The organism is Saccharothrix saharensis (genome assembly GCF_006716745.1).
GTDB lineage: Bacteria > Actinomycetota > Actinomycetes > Mycobacteriales > Pseudonocardiaceae > Actinosynnema > Actinosynnema saharense.
This window is the reverse complement of record NZ_VFPP01000001.1, coordinates 7,406,661-7,424,982: the sequence shown is the minus strand read 5'-3', so window position 1 is coordinate 7,424,982 and position 18,322 is coordinate 7,406,661. Positions and strand designations below refer to the sequence as shown.

19 protein-coding genes are annotated in these 18,322 nt (G+C 74.0%); 10 read left to right on the top strand and 9 right to left on the bottom strand.

Annotated features, from left to right (window positions below; genetic code table 11):
- Positions 1–14: 14 nt before the first annotated feature.
- Complete coding sequence (locus FHX81_RS34010) at positions 15–281, bottom strand: hypothetical protein (protein WP_246108110.1); 267 nt, start codon at positions 279–281, stop codon at positions 15–17.
- A gap of 413 nt (positions 282–694) precedes the next feature.
- Between FHX81_RS34010 and FHX81_RS34005 the strand changes: the two genes are divergently transcribed.
- Entirely contained in the window at positions 695–1,042 is a 348-nt protein-coding gene (locus FHX81_RS34005; RefSeq protein WP_211363632.1) for a hypothetical protein, read from the top strand.
- 318 nt (positions 1,043–1,360) lie between these two features.
- On the opposite strand, the gene FHX81_RS34000 is transcribed toward FHX81_RS34005, so the two are convergent.
- Entirely contained in the window at positions 1,361–1,756 is a 396-nt protein-coding gene (locus FHX81_RS34000; RefSeq protein WP_141984285.1) for a RidA family protein, read from the bottom strand.
- Positions 1,757–1,882: 126 nt separating this feature from the next.
- Between FHX81_RS34000 and FHX81_RS33995 the strand changes: the two genes are divergently transcribed.
- Positions 1,883–2,866 (top strand): helix-turn-helix transcriptional regulator, encoded by a 984-nt coding sequence (locus FHX81_RS33995; protein WP_141982609.1) that lies wholly within the window; start codon positions 1,883–1,885, stop codon positions 2,864–2,866.
- 243 nt (positions 2,867–3,109) lie between these two features.
- Here FHX81_RS33995 and FHX81_RS33990 read toward each other — a convergent pair whose 3' ends face one another.
- The 5 genes from FHX81_RS33990 to FHX81_RS33970 form a co-directional block, all read right to left on the bottom strand.
- Entirely contained in the window at positions 3,110–4,081 is a 972-nt protein-coding gene (locus FHX81_RS33990) for a GNAT family N-acetyltransferase (protein WP_141982608.1), read from the bottom strand.
- 41 nt (positions 4,082–4,122) lie between these two features.
- Positions 4,123–5,205, bottom strand: coding sequence for a Gfo/Idh/MocA family protein (locus FHX81_RS33985; RefSeq protein ID WP_141982607.1), 1,083 nt, complete (start codon positions 5,203–5,205; stop codon positions 4,123–4,125).
- A complete protein-coding gene (locus FHX81_RS33980) occupies positions 5,202–5,936 on the bottom strand; it encodes a cupin domain-containing protein (RefSeq protein ID WP_141982606.1) in 735 nt (244 codons plus the stop codon). The genes FHX81_RS33985 and FHX81_RS33980 overlap by 4 nt, the downstream gene beginning before the upstream one ends.
- Positions 5,933–6,907: a DUF6807 domain-containing protein gene (locus FHX81_RS33975; RefSeq protein ID WP_246108332.1), complete on the bottom strand. Its 975-nt coding sequence runs from the start codon at positions 6,905–6,907 to the stop codon at positions 5,933–5,935. The genes FHX81_RS33980 and FHX81_RS33975 overlap by 4 nt, the downstream gene beginning before the upstream one ends.
- Positions 6,908–7,323: 416 nt before the next feature.
- Positions 7,324–8,136 (bottom strand): sugar phosphate isomerase/epimerase family protein, encoded by an 813-nt coding sequence (locus tag FHX81_RS33970; protein ID WP_141982605.1) that lies wholly within the window; start codon positions 8,134–8,136, stop codon positions 7,324–7,326.
- Positions 8,137–8,442: 306 nt separating this feature from the next.
- Between FHX81_RS33970 and FHX81_RS33965 the strand changes: the two genes are divergently transcribed.
- From FHX81_RS33965 to FHX81_RS33955, 3 genes are all read left to right on the top strand, one after another.
- Positions 8,443–8,685, top strand: a complete 243-nt coding sequence (locus FHX81_RS33965) for a hypothetical protein (protein ID WP_141982604.1) — start codon at positions 8,443–8,445, stop codon at positions 8,683–8,685.
- 61 nt (positions 8,686–8,746) lie between these two features.
- Positions 8,747–9,430, top strand: a complete 684-nt coding sequence (locus FHX81_RS33960; protein ID WP_141982603.1) for a response regulator transcription factor — start codon at positions 8,747–8,749, stop codon at positions 9,428–9,430.
- 50 nt (positions 9,431–9,480) lie between these two features.
- Positions 9,481–11,064 (top strand): lipase family protein, encoded by a 1,584-nt coding sequence (locus FHX81_RS33955; RefSeq protein ID WP_141982602.1) that lies wholly within the window; start codon positions 9,481–9,483, stop codon positions 11,062–11,064.
- Positions 11,065–11,069: 5 nt separating this feature from the next.
- On the opposite strand, the gene FHX81_RS33950 is transcribed toward FHX81_RS33955, so the two are convergent.
- On the bottom strand, positions 11,070–11,540 hold the full coding sequence (locus FHX81_RS33950; protein ID WP_141982601.1) for a hypothetical protein: 471 nt from the start codon (positions 11,538–11,540) through the stop codon (positions 11,070–11,072).
- 113 nt (positions 11,541–11,653) lie between these two features.
- Here FHX81_RS33950 and FHX81_RS33945 point away from each other — a divergent pair, with 113 nt between their 5' ends.
- From FHX81_RS33945 to FHX81_RS33930, 4 genes are all read left to right on the top strand, one after another.
- Positions 11,654–12,067 carry a hypothetical protein gene (locus FHX81_RS33945; protein WP_141982600.1) on the top strand — a complete coding sequence of 138 codons (414 nt, stop codon included), beginning with the start codon at positions 11,654–11,656 and terminating at the stop codon, positions 12,065–12,067.
- A gap of 125 nt (positions 12,068–12,192) precedes the next feature.
- On the top strand, positions 12,193–12,807 hold the full coding sequence (locus FHX81_RS33940; protein WP_246108109.1) for an RNA polymerase sigma factor: 615 nt from the start codon (positions 12,193–12,195) through the stop codon (positions 12,805–12,807).
- A gap of 213 nt (positions 12,808–13,020) precedes the next feature.
- The gene (locus FHX81_RS33935; RefSeq protein WP_141982598.1) at positions 13,021–13,236 is read left to right on the top strand and encodes a hypothetical protein; all 216 of its coding nucleotides are present in this window, start codon (positions 13,021–13,023) and stop codon (positions 13,234–13,236) included.
- An 83-nt stretch (positions 13,237–13,319) separates the two neighbouring features.
- Positions 13,320–15,935 carry a CHAT domain-containing protein gene (locus FHX81_RS33930; RefSeq protein ID WP_141982597.1) on the top strand — a complete coding sequence of 872 codons (2,616 nt, stop codon included), beginning with the start codon at positions 13,320–13,322 and terminating at the stop codon, positions 15,933–15,935.
- Positions 15,936–15,963: 28 nt separating this feature from the next.
- Here FHX81_RS33930 and FHX81_RS33925 read toward each other — a convergent pair whose 3' ends face one another.
- Positions 15,964–16,974, bottom strand: coding sequence for an SGNH/GDSL hydrolase family protein (locus tag FHX81_RS33925; protein ID WP_141982596.1), 1,011 nt, complete (start codon positions 16,972–16,974; stop codon positions 15,964–15,966).
- 207 nt (positions 16,975–17,181) lie between these two features.
- Here FHX81_RS33925 and FHX81_RS33920 point away from each other — a divergent pair, with 207 nt between their 5' ends.
- Positions 17,182–18,117: a DUF6461 domain-containing protein gene (locus FHX81_RS33920; RefSeq protein WP_141982595.1), complete on the top strand. Its 936-nt coding sequence runs from the start codon at positions 17,182–17,184 to the stop codon at positions 18,115–18,117.
- Positions 18,118–18,322: the final 205 nt, after the last annotated feature.

The following is an 18,322-nucleotide window of genomic DNA, read 5'->3' as shown; positions in this document are numbered from 1 at the left end:
GCGAGGACGGCCGGTCACGTGGTCGGCGCACCCGCGACGGGTCGGGCCGGGTCCGGTGCGCCGGGCCGGGTGGGCACGGCGGCGTGGATCAGGCGCGTCTCCTGGATGGTGGGCACGAACGACCCGCCGGAGCCGAACGCGGCGCGCCCCATCATGTTCACCACGAACTGGGACGTCTCGGACAGGCGCCGCTGGGGTTGGTCCAAGCAGTGGGTCAGGGTGCGTGCCCGGGACACGCGGGGCTGGGCGTAGCAGTTGACCTTCGCGCCGAAGGTGAGCACCGAGGCCGTGATGCACCGTGGTGTCAGGGATACGCGCTGTGCCTCAACCGCACAACGCGACGAGGGAATCCATCCCACCCGACCGGCACGCAGCGGCGGCCCTGCCGTTGGTGCTGATCCCGATGAGGACCGCGGCGTGCCTGGTTGTCCATCGGCGCCGGCGGCACGCCACTAGGATCGGGTGGTTGCGACGTTGCGGACGTTGGTGGCGGACTGGTCGGGAGGGCCGCCCGCGAACCGGGAGAACCGCTCGCTCCCGAACTATTTCGGCACGCGGGTAGTGGTGCACCCGTTCGTCCGGCGGCTGGTGCACGGGCTCCTCGGCAGGGCGTCGGTATCGCGGTTCAAGGTACCGGGAGGCGGGGTGCGACGACGTCGGCGCCACCGCCCTCCGCGCCGGCAGGATCTCGACCGTGGACGACTCCGACCTGCTCGCGCTGCGCCGGCAGGAACACGAACGCGCGCCGTTCCCACCCCACCTCCGCGGTCGGGACGTGGACGGCCAGGACATGGTGATGCTGGACGCCGACATCGCCGGCTGCGTCCACGCGTTCCTGACCGGGCGCTTCGACGAGCGACACCGCCGGGTGCTGCTCAGGCTCCTCCCGACCGTGGAGCGGATCCTGCCGGCGCTGGACGACGAGGGCGACGCCTTCCGGTACTACGACCGCCTGCGGGAGATGGCCGTGGTGGTGCTCCGCGAGTCGGACGCCCGACCGACCAGCGGCCGGCGGGATCGCCGCGGTCGACGGAGTCGGTAGGCGCGGATGCTGGTCGTTCCCGCCGGTTGCCGTCCGAGTCCGCGGTGCGGGACCGGAGGGGGATCGCGCCGGGCCGTCCGGCCGCACCTGCTCGGGGGAGCTCGGCGGTGGCGAGCAGCCACGACAGGCAGCCGTTGATGACCACGCGCAGGACGCAGCGGTCCGGGTGGTCGGCGGCGCTGATCCGCGACCAGCGCCGGTACAGCCTCACCGGTGAGCGTCGCCGCAGAGCGCGGATCCGCTCCCGGACGAAGTTCTCGCCCGGGATGACGACGCGCGCCGCCCGTGCCGGAACGTCCGGCACGAGCGGCGCGGGCGTCACGCGACGGCGGTGCCTTCGAGCTCGACCATCAGGCTCGGCAGCGCCAGCCGCGTCACCCCGAGCATCGTGGTGGCCGGGGCCGCACCGGCGGCGCCCAGCCTCGACGCCAGCACCCCGTAGTGCCGGAAGAGCAGGTCCACGTCGGTGGTGTAGACGGTGAGCCGGACGAGGTCGCGCAGGGACATGCCCGCCTCGCCCAGCACCGCCTCCAGGTTGTCCAGGCTCGACGCCACCTGCGCCGCCAGGTCGCCGTCGTGCAGGGGCTTGCCGTCGCCGCTCATCGCGGTCTGCCCGGCGACGTACAGGGTCCGGGTGTGCCCGGAGACGAGCTCGCCCTGGTTGTAGCCCAGGTCCACGGACCACGTCCACGGGTTGACCGCCGTGCGCTCCACAGCCACTTCAGCTCCATTCGGATCATCGACGTCCGGCGGCCCGGTGCCGCTGCTCGGTGACGTCGTGGCGGAAGCCTCGCAACGAATCACGACACCCTGTGTCGTGTATTCCGCTAGCGTTTCCGCGTGCGCGCCGACCGGTTGGTCTCGCTGGTGCTGCTGCTGCGCCGGCACGGCCGGTTGTCGGCCACCGCGCTCGCGCGCGAGCTGGAGGTGTCCACCCGGACCGTGCTGCGGGACGTCGAGGCGCTGTCCGCGGCCGGTGTCCCGGTCTACGCCGAGCGCGGTCGGCACGGCGGGTTCTCGCTGCTGCCCGGTTTCCGGACCGAGCTCACCGGGCTGAACCACGACGAGGCGCTCGCGCTGCTGGTCGCCGGGTCGCGGCGGGGCGCGCAGGCGTTCGGCCTCGGCTCGGCGCTCGCCTCGGCCATGCTGAAGGTGGTCGACGCGCTGCCGGAGGGCCACCGCGACGCCGCCGTCGGCGTGGCCGAGCGGCTGCTCATCGACCCGGAGACCGACCTGCTCTCGCGCCGCGTGGTCGTGGAGGAGGTGCCGGACGCGGTGGTGGCCGAGATCCGGCGGGCGGTGTTCGCCGGGCACAAGCTGCGCATCCACTACGCGGCCGAGGGGCAGCCGGCGCGGTGGCGCACGGTGGACCCGATCGGCCTGGTGACCGTGCGCGACCAGGGCTACCTGTTGGCCACGAGGTCCGGCGAGGACCGCACGTACCGGCTGTCCCGGGTGGTGGCCGCCGAGGAGCTGGCCGAACCGGCGCAGCGACCGGACCGGGTCGACCTGGGCCGGGCCTGGCAGGAGCGCGGCACGCGGTTCCGGGCCGGCGGCGACCAGGTCGCGGTGCTGGTGCTGGTGCACCCGACGCGGCGGGAGGACCTGGTCGCCACCGCGGTGGCCGTGCTCGCCGAGGAGGTCGACGCGGACGGCCGGCTGCGGATGGAGGTGACGTTCCAGGACCCGCGCCACGCCGAGTGGGCGCTGTGGCAGCTCGCCGCGAGCGCCGAAGCCCTCGCCCCGCCGTGGCTGCGCGCCTCCCTGCACGACCGCGCCGCCTCGATCGCCGCCCGCTACGCCCCACCGCCCGGAGGACCGTGACGGTGATGTGGTTCTCCCGCGATGGGGTTCTCCCGCGCCGTTGTCACCCGGTGGGACGGTCGGCGGAGGTCGCCGGTGCAGCAGGTGCTGCCGATCGCACCGTCGGTGCCCAGGCGGGTCTCGGTCCACGGGCCGACGCACAGGTGGAACGGCCCGCCGCGAGCCGACCTCGACCTCGACGTAGCCGTTGCCGCGGGCGCGGCGGTGGCGCCCTGAACTCGGGCCCCGCGTGGCGCCGAGCGATCAGACCTCCAGTGCCCAGCGGACGTGCCGCATCGTCGGCGTGAAGCCGGCCCGCTCGAAGAGCCCGGACGCGCCGAAAGGACTCGCCGAGTCCACTCCGGCACTGGCACGGTCGTAGCCGTGGTCGGCGGCGGCCCGCAGCGCGTGTGCGACCAACGCGCCCGCGACGCCACGCTCCCGGTACTGCCGCAGCGTTCCGATGAGCATGAACCGGGCGTCACGGACGCCGGTCGCCGCCGTGTCGGCGTCCCAGCACATGGTCACCAGCACGCCCACCGCGGTGCCGGTCGCCACGTCCCGCAGCAGGAAGCTGACCTCGGGCCGGAACGTCCGGTTGGTGATCTTGTTCTGCCAGGCGTCCGCGGGCATCGGCGTCGCGCCCCAGTGGTCCCGGTAGGACTCGTTGCGGACCGACCGGAACTCCTCGTCGTTCGCCGCCGACCACGGCTCGACCCGCAGCCCGGCGGGGATCGCCACGTCGGGGATCGCGTCGCCGAGCGGGTGTTCCAGGTACTCGAAGTAGCGGACCGGCTCGAAGCCCCGGGACCGCAGGAGATCGGCGATCCCGGCGATGTGCTCGCCCTTGTGCACGTCGACCACGAGCTTGGCCGCCGGGTGGTGCAGGTCGTGCACGACCTTCGCCGCCGCCACCCCGGCCGCGACGAGTTCGGTCCCCAGGCCCCGGCGCCGGTGGTCGGGGTGGACCCCGCCGTCCAGGAAGACCCGGTGGACCTCGTCCGCGGCCGGCTTGTGGCGGACCTTCATGAAGCCGACCATCACGTCACCGTCGAAGGCCGCGAGGCTCGCGCGCTCCAGGTCGGTGTAGGGGTCGATCAGCTCTTGGAGGGTGTCCTCCTCGGTGTAGTGCTCGCCGATCCGGTCGACGGCCTCCATGGCGTTGAGGAGGTCCGCCGACACCTTGGCGTCGTCCCGGGTGAGCGGCCGCCACGTCAGGGCAGGTTGTGCGCGCATGCGGCGGACGGTATTGGCCGCGCGTGCCGCTGTCGCTCCGATTACCGGGCCGGTTGGCGCAGCCAGGGCGCGCCGGTGCCCGCCATGCTCGCGTAGAACGGGTCGCCCTCGGTGATCTCGCCCCGGGCGACCGTGCGGCCGGTGAACGAGGAGGCGTAGACGGCCGCGACGAACTCCATGGTCACCCTGGTGTCGGCGGTGGAGACCGGGGGCGCCTCGCCGGCGTCCAGGGCGTCCAGCACGGCGGTGAACTGCGCGGTGTGACCGCTGGGCACGTCGGCCGGGTCGCTCTCCCACGCCGACGTGACGTCGGGTCCGGCGGTCAGCGACCAGTTGGCGTTCGTGTAGCCGTACAGGTGTTCCAGGTCGACGGTGGCGTGCTCGAAGTCGAAGCGCAACTGGCTGGTCTGGCGCGGTGACACCAGGGAGTTGACCACCGTGGCCACGGCCCCGGACCGGAAGCGCACGAGCGCGGCGGAGACGTCCTCGGTGTCGGTCGGGCGGGCTTGGCGCTCGGCGAGCGCGGTGACGCTGGACCAGGGGCCGAGGATCGACAGCAGCAGGTCGAACTGGTGGATGCCGTGGCCCATGGTCGGTCCGCCGCCTTCGACGTCCCAGCGGCCACGCCACGGCACGGCGAAGTAGTCGTCGTCGCGGAACCACAACGTGTGCGCGGACGCCACCAGCGGGCGTCCCAGCAGGCCCTCGGCCAGCAGCCGGCGCAGCCGCACGGCCCCGGACCCGAACCGGTGCTGGAACACGGTGGCCACGGGCACGCCCGCGTCGGCCTCGGCGGCGCGCAGCCGGTCGAACTCGGCCAGCGACAGCACCGGCGGCTTCTCCACCACGGGCGACGCACCGGCCGCCAGGCACTCCAGCGCGAGCGGCAGGTGGGTGCCGGGTGGCGTGCACAGGTGGACCAGGTCGGGGCGCTGGGCGTCGAGCAGGTCGGCCGCGGTCGGGTAGGTGGGCACGTCCCACGTCGCGGCGAACGCCGCCGCGCGGTCGGGTCGGACGTCCACGACGCCGACGAGCCGGGCGCGGTCGGGCAGCGCGGCGATCGCCTCGGCGTGCGCGCCGGCGATCGCGCCCGTGCCGATGATCGCGCAGGTGCGGGTGGTCACTGTGCGTGCTCCTCGTCTGCTTCGGCGCGGGCGGTGTCGACCGGGCTCAGGCGGCCGCACATGCCGAACGCCCGCCGTCGGGGAGAGTGGAACACGGCGGCGCGCTCCAGGTGCGGGGCCAGGCCCAGGGAGAGGTCCCCGGTGAGCGCCAGGGTGGCCTCGGCCTGGGCGAGCGGGCCGTCGCGCACGATCGGCGCCCACGAGCGGGCCCGCCGCCGGACCAGGGACGCCGCGGCGGCGTGGAACTCGCGCAGCGGAGCCGGGTCGCCGTTCCGGAGCGCGTCGCGGAGCGGCAGGAAGCCCTCGACGGCCAGGTCACGGCGCTTGCGGGCGTCGGCGGCGCGTTCGGCTTCGGTCGCGCGGGGCGGCAGGGTGGCGGCGGCGCGGTAGCGGTCGGGGTCGGCGACGACGTCGCGCGGGAACGTCATCACCGCGTCACCGGCCTCGGGCAGGCCGGCGTTGGCCATCAGGACGATCACGCGCAGGCCGCCGTGGTTGACCGCGCGGTGGATGGTGCCGGGCGTGAACCAGACGACCGAGCCGGGGCGGAGCGGGATCTCGCGGCAGCCGTCGAGGGTGACCGCGTGCAACTCGCCTTCGCCGCCGACGACCACGTAGCACTCGGTCGACGCCAGGTGCAGGTGCGGGCTGCCGCCCACGACGCCGTCGGGTGCGGGGTCGTCGTAGACGTCCAGGAACGACAGCGACGTGCCGCCCGGGAAGGTGGTCATCGGTGCAGCGCTTCGCGCACGGCGTCGGCGAGGGCGTGCGCGTCGTCCGCCGTGCCGTCGGCCACGCCCGCGCCGTAGCGGAACCGGACGGTGCCGCCGTTCGGGAGGGTGAGTTCCTCGCTGAAGAACGGGGCCGGGTTGAGGCAGGCGAACTCGACGGTCCGGGCGAACCACTGCGGGGGGTGGTGCGGGTTGGCGTCGTGGTCGAGCAACAGCACCAAGGATTCCGCCGCGCCGCCGCCGTGCACGCCGCTGATCCGCGCGTGGCCGTGCAGGCCACCGTCGTGCGCGTCGTGCGCGTCACCGTCGTGCCGGCCCGCGAACGCCATCCACTCGGCCCGCCGGCCGCGCACTTCGTCACCGCCCACGCCCTCGGGCGTGACGACGTTCCCTCCGGTGAACGAGCGGGGGCCGCGCCAGAACAACCCGCCGTACCCCGCGTTCTCCCGGCCTCGGGTGGTCGGCGAGCCGAACGCGATCCCCTCGCCGGAGGTGTTCGTCATGGCGGTGTCGAAGGTGAGGGCCCAGGCGTCGGCGGACAGCAGGGCGGCGGTGATGGTCCGACGCTCCGTGATCACGGTCTGCCCGGATTGAGTGACCCAATCCAACTCATGGGTGAACCAGGCCTGGTCCTCCTGCACGCCGACGTCGATCACGCGCCGGTGGCGCTGGGTGCCGTTGTTGTCGAGCTGGACGTACGACCGGCCGTGGACGTAGGTCGGGCCGCCCCAGAAGTTCTCGTCGTCGACGTTGGGCAGCGACCAGGCGAGGCCTTTGTGCCAGACGTGGTCGTGGGGGCGGAAGAGGCTCACCACCCGGCCGGCGCGGGTGCGGATCGGGTGCAGGTAGGGCTTGGGTGACTCGAGCTGCACGGTGTCGGGGACGTAGACGTAGCGGGCCAGGTCGACGTCGCCGACCGACAGCGTCAGCGCCGATCCGATGTCGTGGCGCACGGACAACCCGATCGTCACCGGCAAGCCTCCAGAGTGCTCACGGAAAGCGCTTTCCGCACCCTATTCGAGCTTCAACCGACCCGTCAAGCCCCACCTCACCGCCCTTGGCCCGTAACGGAAATCGCTGCTCGGGGCCCTCGTAGGCCTCGGTGAGCGCATCGCCGAGCTCCTCGGCGGCGACGTGCCGGGCCGTCGTGGGTGAGGCCGCCGGGGCCGGTGGGTGGCGAAAGGACAGTGGAGGCGGGTGGGAGGTGAGGACGCAGGCGGCGACAGGGCGGACCGAGAGGGCGGACTGGGACGTGGATGCGAGGCGGGTTGGGGGGTGGGTGGACAGGGGTGGGGGTTGAGGGCGGCCTCGTTGTTTCAACCGACGTTTCAGGGCTTTGGTAACGGCGATATTGTTCGGTGGGGCGGCAGATTCACTCGATAGTGAATCAAGTCGGCGCGTTGACCTGCGGAAACGGCGGTCGGGGGCCTCGGGGCGGCTGCCAGTGGGTGTACCAGTCGGCGGCGGCGCGAAGGGGTGTCGGGAGCGGGGGGAGGGTGGGGTACCACGCGCGTTCCCACTCCAGCGACACCCAGCCCGACCAGTGTGCCAGCAGTTCGGCGCATTCGGCCAAGGGGACGTCGCCCTCGCCCGGCGGCACCGGGGTCGGGTCGGTTGCGGTGACGTCCTTCAGCTGGAAGTAAGCCAAGTACTCCCCCAGGACGGCACGCGTCCTCGCCGGTGGCTCGCCGGCGCGCCACGGGTGCACCGCGTCCCACAGCACGGCCACCCGCCCGGGAGCGGCGAACGGTTCGGCCAGGCGCAGGGCGGCCGCGCCGGTCGGGTGGGAGTCGTGGGTTTCGATCAGCAGTCGGACGCCGGCGGCACGCAGGTCGGGGAGGGTGGCCGCGATGTGGTCCAGGGCGCGACCCTCCCCGGTGCCGTCGTCGCCGGGGAAGACGCGGATGGCCGGAGCCCCGAGCAGGTCGGCCAGGTCCACCAGTGCGCGCAGTTCGTCGACCACCGGCCCCGGTCCGCACACCTTCACGTAACCGGCCAGGCACGTGATCTCCAGGCCGGCTTCCGCGACCTGTGCCCGCGCCCGCGCGGCCCGTGCCGTGGGCATCCCGACGTGGACCTCCTCCGACGGGTGCACGCGGACCTCCAGTCCCTCGCAGCCGTGCGCCGCCGCGACCCGGGCGGTCTCGTGCAGAGGTGCGCCGGGAGTGCCCAGGGTGCTCACCGCGAATCGCCAGCTCACCGGCACACCACTCCTCCCACCTCCGGAGATGCTCGCACCGCGCGGTCACGCACGGTGGCGTCGATCAGCGACGGTTCCGGCTCGGTGGGCCTGTCCACCCTGAACGAGATCAACGGCCGGTTCGCGCTCGACCCGGGCCGCCCCACGGACCGGGCGCCACGCCGTGGCAGGGTCCGGGCACCAAGGACGCGAATGGCATCAGGACCACCGACCTCCACAACCAGGAGAACAACTCGCTGCTGCCGACCGAGTACCCGGGCGCCGCGCCGGCCGTGCTGTGCCTGCCCGGCCACCCCGACGCGGCGCGTGCGGTGCACGAGTGGCAGGAGGCGACGCCGCCGCGCAGCGTGCGCCGTCGGGCCGCGCTCCGCCGCGGAGGCGGGCAAGGGCGCGCAGCTCGACCAGATCCCGGGTGACGACGGGGTCGCGGCGATCACGTTCGACCGCGAGCCGCCGTCGGCGTGGTCGGACGTGCTGGCGCAGTGGCGGCAGGCAGGCGGGGACCGGGTCGCCGACGAGCCGGCGGAGGAGCACGCCGCGGTCCGGTGAACCTTGCGGTCAGCTTGCGATCCCGGCGCGGGCGGTCGGCGTGCGGCAGGATCGGGTCGTCATGGACTTCTCGGTTCTGCTGGTCGAGGACGACGAGCACATCAGGCAGGCCCTCGGCCTGGCGTTGGGCGACGAGGGTTTCGCCGTCACCGACGCCGTGTCGGGCGAGGACGCCTTGGAGCTGCTCGCCGTCACCGAACCCGACGTGGTGCTGCTGGACCTCATGCTGCCCGGGGTGGACGGCCTGGAGGTCTGCCGCACGCTGCGCGCCCGCGGCGACCTGCCGATCATCATCGTCACCGCCCGCGCCGACGCCGCCGACGTGATCGCCGGGCTGGAGGCGGGCGCGGACGACTACGTGACCAAACCGCTGGTGGCCAGCGTGCTGGCGGCCCGGATCCGGGCGTTGCTGCGGCGGCGCGGCGGCGGGCGGCAGGACGAGGTGCTGCAGGTGGGGCAGCTCGAGATCCGGCCGGACGTGGGCACGGTGCACCGGGCCGGGGTCGAGGTGCACCTGACCCGGACGGAGTTCCGGTTGCTGGTGGAACTGGCGTCGGCGGGCGGCCGGATCGTGACCCGCGAGCAGTTGCTGCAACGCGTGTGGGGTTACGACTACTTCGGCGACACGCGGCTGCTGGACGTGCACATCCGCCGGTTGCGCCGCAAGGTCGAGGAGAACCCGGACGACCCGGCGCTGGTGCTGACGGTGCGCGGCGCCGGGTACCGCGTCGACGGGGACCCCTGACCGAGGTTCACTCCATCGGGTAGGGCGGAAAGGGCTAACGTCCTGGTGTCGTGACCTCCTCCACCGCACCGGACCCCGTCAGGCGCCCCGGCACGCTGCTGCGCGCCCGCCCGCTCGCGTCGCGGTTCCGGCCGGACCACGCCGAAGCCGCCTACCGGGTGTTCTACCAGGGCGTGGGGTACGACGGCCGGGGTCGGCTGGTCACCGGGTCGGTGTTCGTGCCCGACGGCACTCCCCCGCCCGGCGGCTGGCCCGTGGTCAGCTACGCCCACGGCACCACGGGCCTGTCCGACCGCACCGCGCCGTCGCGCACCGGCCTGCTCCGGCTGGAACGGGCGCACATCGCGTCGTGGCTCGCCGCCGGGTACGCCGTGGCGGCCACCGACTACGAAGGCCTCGCCACGCCCGGCCCGCACCCGTACTTCCACGGCGAGGCGGTGGCCGACGACGTGGTCGACATCGTCCGCGCCGCCCGCGGGCTGCCCCACCCGCTGTCGGACCGCTGGCTCGTCGCGGGGTTCTCCCAGGGCGGGCACGCCGCGCTGTTCACCTCGTTGATCGCCACGAGGTACGCGCCGGAGCTGGACTTCCTCGGCACGCTCGCGCTCGCGCCGCCGGTGCACCTGGTGCGCGTGATCGCCACCCGGACCAGCGACGCGGCGGCGGCGGTCTGCCCGTTCGTGCCGATCGTGCTGGCGGGCATGCGCACCCGGTACCCGGACTTCTCCCACGGCTTCCTCACCGACCGCGGCACGTCCCTGGTGGACCTGGCCGAACGGGTGTCGTTGGTGGAGATGTTCCGCGCCACCAAGGCGATGACCAACGACGAGACCGGCATGACGGACCTGACCCGGCACGACCACGTGGCCCGGGTGCTGGACGAGTGCCGCGTGCCGGTCGCCCGGCTGGACCGGCCGGTGTTCCTGGCCGCGGGCGGGGCCGACGAGATCGTGCCGCCCGCGGTGATCCACGACTTCGCCGACGACATCGCCGCGGCGGGCAGCACCGTGCACCTGACGACGTACCCGGGGGCGAACCACGGCGCGGTGCTCACCGCGGCGCACCCCGACGCGACGCGGTGGGCGGCGGCGGTCACCGGGCACCGCACCGTCCCGGCCGCGCCGGCGCCGCGCTTCGACCTGCTGGACGCGACCGGCGACGGCTACCTGCGCCGGGACGACTACGAGGTGTTCGCGCTGCGGCTGGTGCAGTCGTTCGGCCACCCGCCGCGCTCGGCCGCCGCGATGGCCGTCCGCGCCGCCTACCGGGCGTTGTGGCGCGCCCTGGCGGCCGAGTCCGACACCGACGACGACGGCCGCGTCGGCAAGGCCGAGTTCCTGGCGTGGGCGGGCCGCGCCACGCACACCGCGTTCGACCGGACCCTGCGGCCGCTGGCGACGGCCGTGCTGGCCCTGGTCGACACGAACGGGACGGGCGTGGTGGAGCGCGACGAGTTCCTGACCCTCACGACCCGGTGCGGCGTGCCCGACGAGGACGCCCGCACCCTGTTCGACCGCCTCGACGCGGACCACCGCGGCACGGTCGAGACGGCCGAGATCGTCCGCGCGACCAGGGAGTTCTGCCTCGACCCGAGGCCCGGCCACCCCGGTCACTGGCTGTTCGGCCGGTTCTGATCCCGTCAGGTCTGCGGCCACATCGAGTAGACCAGGTTGTCCTCGTCAGCGCACACGACCTGCGGCAGGGACCCTTCGGGGACGACCTGGTTGCACCTCATCGTGCCGACCGCGAGCGGCGGGAGTCCCGGAGTGGGGTCGCGGCGCTCGGCGTAGTAGTCGACCAGGACGGCGGCGGCCTGGTCGCACGTGAGGCGGCCGGACGGGGTCTCCACGACGACGGCCAGCATCGGCTTGCCCAGCGCGCCGGGGAAGGCGTCCTCGCAGTACTGGGCCGGCACGGCCTCGTCGATCGTCGGCAGCGGGCTCGGCTCGGACGTCGGCTCGGGGGTCGACTCCCGCCCGGCCGAGGTGGTCGTGGTCGTCGTGGTCGCCGCCCCGGTGCCGGAGCTCGCCCCCGACACTGTGGTGGAACAGCCCGTGATCAGGGCGAGGACGGCGGCGGCCGACACGAGCGGCGGTACGGAGGTGTGCACGGGACTGTGACGCGCCGGCACGGCCCGCGGTTGCGACCACCGGCACGTCACAGCGCGATAACGGTTGATGGGGGCGCGCGCGGCGGTTCGGCCGTCCGGGTTTGCTGTGCGCCATGAACACGAAGGTCGCGTCCGTGCTGTTGGTCCTGGGGTTGGGCGCATCCCTGGTCGCGTGCTCCAGCAAGGGGGACGAGTTCGTCGCCGAGTTGAAGGCGGCCGGTTTCACCTCGGTCGGCGAGCCGCGCGACGAGACCGAGAAGAAGAGCAAGAAGATCGGCAAGCGCACGGTCAAGTCCTCGCAGAAGGTCTTCGAGGTGACGGTCCGGGTCAAGGGCTGCGACCTGGAGTTCGCGAAGGTGTCCGGGCAGTCCGGCTACTGGTTGGACGAGCTGCACGTCAACGGGCAGGAGCCGGACTGGCCCGGCTACCCGGAGAACCTCAAGCAGTCCGACGTCGTCGCCGCGTTCGCGGGCAACCAGCCCAAGCCGGAGGGCTTCCAGGACTGCTACAAGCCCGGCGAGCTGTAGGCCGGCCGCAGCGCCACGGACCCCGCCCTCGACACCCGAGGGCGGGGTTTTCGCACGTCGGCCGCATTAGTGCGGGTGTTCTGCCGCGCGGTCGTGGTGGTGTAGCGGGTGGCTGAGAGGGAGTGGTGGCACTGGACCCGGACTGGGAGCCGTCGGAGGGGGCGGAACGGCACACTGCCCGCCTGACGGCGGCGCGGGCCGGCGACCGCGCGGCCCTGGACGCGCTGATCGCCGACTTCACGCCGTTGGTGTGGCACGTCGCGCGTGGGCACGGGTTGGACCGCGACACGGCGGAGGGCGTGGTGCAGACGGTGTGGCTCGCGCTGCTGCGCCACCTCGGTCGGCTGGAGGACCCGCGGGCGCTGGCGGCGTGGCTCGTCGCCGCGACGTGCCGGGAGGCGCAGCGGAGCTGGACCCCGGACCGCCGTGCGGCGGCGGTGACCGACGCGCCCGCGGAGCTGGTGAGCGAGCACGGCCTGCCCGAGGACGCCACCCTGCTCGACGAGCGCGACCGGCGGCTGTGGCGGGCGTTCGGCCGGCTGTCGCAGAAGTGCCAGGAACTGCTGCGCCTGGCCGTGTTGGCGGGCCGCCCGGAGTACCGCCCGGTCGCCGACGCGCTGACGCCGCGACGGGGCCGCGCCGGCCCGGCCAAGGGCCGTTGCGCGGACGTGCTGCGGGCACACCTCGACGCCGAGGCCGAGTGGCCGGCGGGCCTCGCGAGCACCCCGGAACAACCCTGAATCCCCGTTACCTGAATGGGTGATAGTCGGGGGCGTTTACGCACGGCTGGCGGGTGTCGCCTACCAGATGTGCAAAATTCTCTCCTGATCGTTACGCCGTTGTGCCACTATTGCCCTGTTCGAGCGGTAGGAGGGGCCCGCCGAACCTGACTCAGAGCAATCAGCCTGAGTCGCTTGTCAGGCCGGGACAGATCCCAGGGGAGGGAGATCGTTTTGTCTACGCCCACCGAGACCAAGACCGATTTCGTGGACGAGGCGTTCGAGGACGTCGACACCGTCGAGCAGGTCCGGCAGGACGGCACCACGACCACCGTCGTGCCGGAGACCGAGCCCGACCGGCACGAGCACCACCACCACACGCACGAGGACGGCGAGCTGTCGCCGCTGTGCGCCGGGGGCGGCTGCCCGGACGGTCAACCGGCGAAGTGACCTGTCAACCGTGATCGAGCCCGCCGGCCAGGTCTCCTGGTCGGCGGGCTTTGTCCGGTACCGTTCTGTGATGTCATAGAACGGTGCCGGTAACCGCTTCTCTCGACGATGTCGCCGTCATCCGCGAAGCACGCGAACTGCACCGCGTCGGGCTCGACGCGACGTGCGCGGGGCGGCACCACGAGGCGGCCCGACTGCTCCGCCGGGGGCAGGGCCTGACCGACACGATCGACCCCGCCGACCCGGGTGTCCGCGCCGACTGGCTCGCGACCCGGATCCGGCTGTCCTCGACGTTCGCGAGCGTGCTCGCGGAAACCGACGGCCCCGCCGCCGGGCTGGCCGGGCTGGCCGAGTCGCGGCAGCTCATCGAGGACGTGGCCGACCCGGTGGTGAGGGCCGAGCTGCTCGGCCGGGTCGAGCACAACCGGGGCCTGATGCTGTTGAACGCGGGGCTCATCGAGGACGCGATCACCGCCTTCGACGCCGCGCTGGAGCACAAGGAACGCCGCCTCGCCGCGGGCGGGCCGGTCACCCCGCTGGCCGACCTGATCGTGAAGACCCTGCGGAGCAGGGGCACGGCCCACACCCGGCTCGGGTTGGTGCGTCAGGCGCGGCAAGACCTGACCAGGGCCGTGGCGCTGGCGACCGAGCACGGGCTGCTGGAGCGGGCGGCCGACGCGAACCACGCGGCCGGGCTGCTGGACCTGCGGGTCGGCGACGTGCCGGCCGCCCCGCGGCGGTACGGGCTCATCGAGCGGTCGTACCGGGAGCAGGGCCTGGAGGTGCCCGCCCTGCTCGGCATGGACCGCGGTCAGGCGCTGATCGCCGCCGGGCTGGCCGACGAGGCGGGCACCCAGCTCGACGGCGTGCTCGCCGCGCTGCGCGCGGACCAGGGCGTCATCCGGACCCTGGCCAACGTGGAGCTGTACCGGGCCGTCGCCGCGTACATGACCGACGACCTCGAACTGGCCCGCGCCGCGGCCTCCTCGGCGCGGCAGCGGATGCGGCGCTGGGGCTGCGAGACCTGCGTCGCGAACGCCACGATCATCGGCCTGCGCGTGGACACCCGGCTGGCGCTGCGGTCGGGGCGGGTGTCCCGGTCGCTGCCCGGACGGGCGCTGGACTTCGCCGACTCGCTGCCCGTGCCCCGGCTGGCCGAGCAGGCGGCGCTGGCGCGGATGCTCGCGGCACGGCTGGAGATCCGGCGCGGTGACGTCGACGCGGCGGAGGCGATCCTCGACCGGGTGCCCCGGCCGGGCAGGCTCACGCCCATCGACTACCGGATGCTGCGCCGCCTGTGCCGCGCCGAACTGGCCGTCGCCCGCGGCCGGCGGGCCGCCGCGCTCACCGAGATCCGGGGCGGGCTGACCGACCTGGACCACGTGCGCGACCGGATGGGCGGCCTGGAGCTGCTGTCGGGCACCGCGCTGCACGGCCGGGAGCTCGCCGAGCTGGCCGTGCGGCTGGTGCTGGACGGCGGCAACGCCCGCCGGCTGTTCACCTGGCTGGAGCGGACGCGGGCGCAGACCTACCGCTACGAGCCGTTGAGCCACGTCGACGACCCGGAGCTGGCCGAGCGCATCGCCGAGGTCCGCAGCCTCACGCAGTCGATCCACCAGGCCGAGCACGACGGCCACTCGACCGCCGCGCTGCACGCCCGCCGGGCCGAACGCCTGCGCGAGGCCAACCGGCTCGGGTGGCACACCGGCCGGTGGGGCAGGCCGCGGCCGGTCGCCGGGCTGACCGACGTGATGGCACGGCTGGGCGAACGGGCCCTGGTCAGCTTCGCCTCGTCCGGTGACTGCCTGGTCGCGGTGGTCGTCGTGGGCTCCGACGTGCGGCTGGCCCGGCTCGGGTCGGCCGAGCAGGCGGCGGAGAGCGCCCGCATGCTGAACGCGGACCTCAACGCGCTCGCCCCCGACCACCTGCCGGGACCGTTGGCGCAGGTGATGGCGACGTCGGCGCACAAGCAGGCCGACCGGCTCGACGCGCAGCTCATCCGGCCGCTGACCGGGTTGATCGGCGAGCGCGACCTGGTGGTCGTGCCGACCGGCGCGCTGTACGCGGTGCCCTGGGGCGTGCTGCCGACGTTGCGGGGGCGGCCCACGGTCGTGGCGCCGTCCGCCACCGCGTGGTTGGCCGCGGACCGGGCCGCGACCGCGCCCGCCGGCCGGACCGTGCTGGTGCGCGGCCCGGAGCTGCCCGCCGCCGTGGGCGAGATCGACAAGCTGGGCGCGCACTACGCCACCGCCGCGCTGCTGTCGGACGAGCGGGCCACGGTCACCGACGTGCTGGCGGCGTTGGACGGCGCGGAGGTCGCGCACCTGGCCGCGCACGGCGTGCACGAACCGGAGAACGCGCTGTTCTCCCGGCTGGAGCTGGCCGACGGCCCGGTCTACGCGCACGAGATGGCCGGTCTGGCGCACCCGCCGCGGCAGGTCGTGCTGGCCGCGTGCGAACTCGCCCTGAACCGGATCCGCCCCGGCGATGAGCCGCTGGGGTTCGCCAGCGCCCTGCTGGCCAGCGGCTCGCAGGTGGTGGTCGCGCCGCTGAGCCGGGTCGGCGACCAGGCGTGCGCCGCCGCGATGGACGACTACCACCGCAGCCTGGCCGCCGGCGCGCGACCGGCCGTGGCCCTGGCCGACGCCATCGCCGTCGACCCGCTGCGCCGCCCGTTCGTCTGCCTCGGCAGCGGGTAGGGGTGCGCGCCGGCGGTGACCGGGGAGGTCAGCCGCCGAGGGCCTGCCGGATGGCGGTGGCCACGTGCTGCGCCTGGATGTCGCGGCCGCGGGTGTTGGGGTGGAGGTACCAGGGCAGCGGCTGGGCGAAGAAGTCGACCTGGGACTGCTCGAACAGGCCGCCGATGCCGCGGTCGTCGCCGTCGCACGCGGTGTTGTGGCCGGTGACGGCGTAGAGGTCGACGAAGGTGGCGTCGTACTCGGCGGCCTTGGCGCGCATCAGGTCGTTCAGGCGCGCCTGGATCCGGTCGAACACGGGCAGGGCCGCGAAGGGGACGTCGGCCAGGGGCTTGTCGGCCTGCCCGGGTGCGGGGGTGTGGCACCTGACGATGTCGGCGGGCACGATCCGCGGGTAGCCGACCAGCACGGCCGAGGCAGCCGGCGACAAGTGCCCGATCCGGTCGAACAGCTCCTCCAGTTCGGCCTCGACCACGTCGAACCGGCGGTCGAGCCAGTCCTTGCCGTCGCCCCCGGTGAAGAAGACCGCGCAGCGCTCGGCGGGGTCTTCGGGGTCGACCGCGTCGGCGGGCAGCCCCGCGCCTGCGACGCGGAGCTCCTGCGAGCACTGCTTGAGGATCCGGGCGAAGCCGAGGGTGTTGCCACCGAGGCTGCCGACGACGAGTCGGGTGTCGTCGCTCAGGGCTTCCTGCTGGGGCGGCTTGCTCCGGTGGCCCGGCAGGGACTGCTCCGTCCAGAAGTCCTCGATCAGCGCGCCCCCGCAGGAGCGGTCGGAGGCGACGGCGAGCGCGGTGCCCTCCTCGGCCAGCGCCCGGGCCGCCACCGCCGGGTAGTTCTCCTCGGAGCGGAAGCAGAAGTACTCCTTCGGGTCCCACGCGCCGAAGACCGGGGCGACACCGAAGTTGGCGGTGTAGGAGTCGCCGATGAAGACCGTCGACACCGGTTCCGCCCGGGTCGGTCCCTGTGCGGCGGCGGGCACCGCGGCCCCCGCGCACACCACGACGGCCACCGCCGCCACGACCAGGCCACGGCCCCGACTCATCGTCCTCACCACTGCCATCCCCTACCGGTCCGCTCGGCGCGCTCCCGTCCGCTCCGGACGGACAGCGGCGGTCGCCCGTCCGACGACCGCGAAGCAAGCTAGGCACCACCCGGGCCTGCCCGCCGGCGGCGGAGGGGAAGTCCACCCGGTCCGGTGATCGTCCGCTGCTAGGCTCGCCGGCTCCGTTGTGGCTTCGAGGGGGACGACGTGAGCACGATCGACGACTTGGCGTGGGCGGACGCGAGCCCGGGTGACGAGCAGGAGCTCGACGAGATCTTCTGCCTCACCTTCATCAAGGGCGTGGACGAGGGCGAGGCGTTGCGGCGGATGGGCGCGCTGCCCGACAGCGTCGCGACCCGGACCGCGGCGGACGTCGGGCGCCTGCACGACTTCGAGCACGGCTACCCCACCGTGGCCTCGGCCCTGCCGCTGGGCGCGTGGACCGTCGTGTTCGAGCCGAACGGCTTCGAGGGCGCGCACCTGGTCGAGGCGCTGTCCCGGGGCACCGAGGCGGTGTCCGTGCTGCGGCACGACTACGCGTCCGACTCGTTCGGCTACGCGGTCGACGGGCGGCTGATCACCGGCTTCGACCCGGCGTTCCCGCCCGCCCGCCACGGCGCGGACCCGGACCGCCTGCTCCCCCTGATGCGCGAGGTCGGCTTCACCGAGGGTGACCGGGGCCACTACGAGGACACCATCGCCCGCTGCCTGCTGGTCGTGGAGCGCATCACCGGGGTGCTGCCCGGCTTCGACGCCCTCACCGGCCCGCTGACCAGCGCGCACGTCGAACCGTGGTTCAGCGAGGGGCCCCGGCGGCCCGCGTCGCGGCCGGGCCGCGACGAACCCGTGGACGCCGTGGCCGAAGTGCGGCGGCTCACCGGGAAGCACGGCCTGACCGACACGCCCGGGCTCGCCGGGGCGCTGGCGGCGGCCCGACGCGGCGAACCCGTCGACGTCACCCCCGACAGCCCGCTCGGCGCGCACGTCCGCGCCTGGCTCACCGAGTCGAGCCGCGCGAGCTGGTCCCTCAACGACCACGGCGGGCGGCACCGGATGACCGAGGCGCAGCGCGGCCGCGCGTTCGAGCTGGGGTGGCTCGCCCGCGCGCTCGGCGCGGCCCTGCGGCCCGACCTCGTGCGCTGAGACACCGACCGGCCGCCACCCGCGTGGGGTGGCGGCCCGCATGCCGTGCGATCAGGAAGCGCTGCCCGATGTCGTGACCCACCGTCACTCCCCGCTCGGCGACGCCGACACCTCGCCCCACCGGCACATCCGCGCGTCGGCGGTGTCGCCGAGGCCCGGAACGGGTAAGGGTGGGAGGCGGTGATGCGGCCGGATCGGGGTGAGG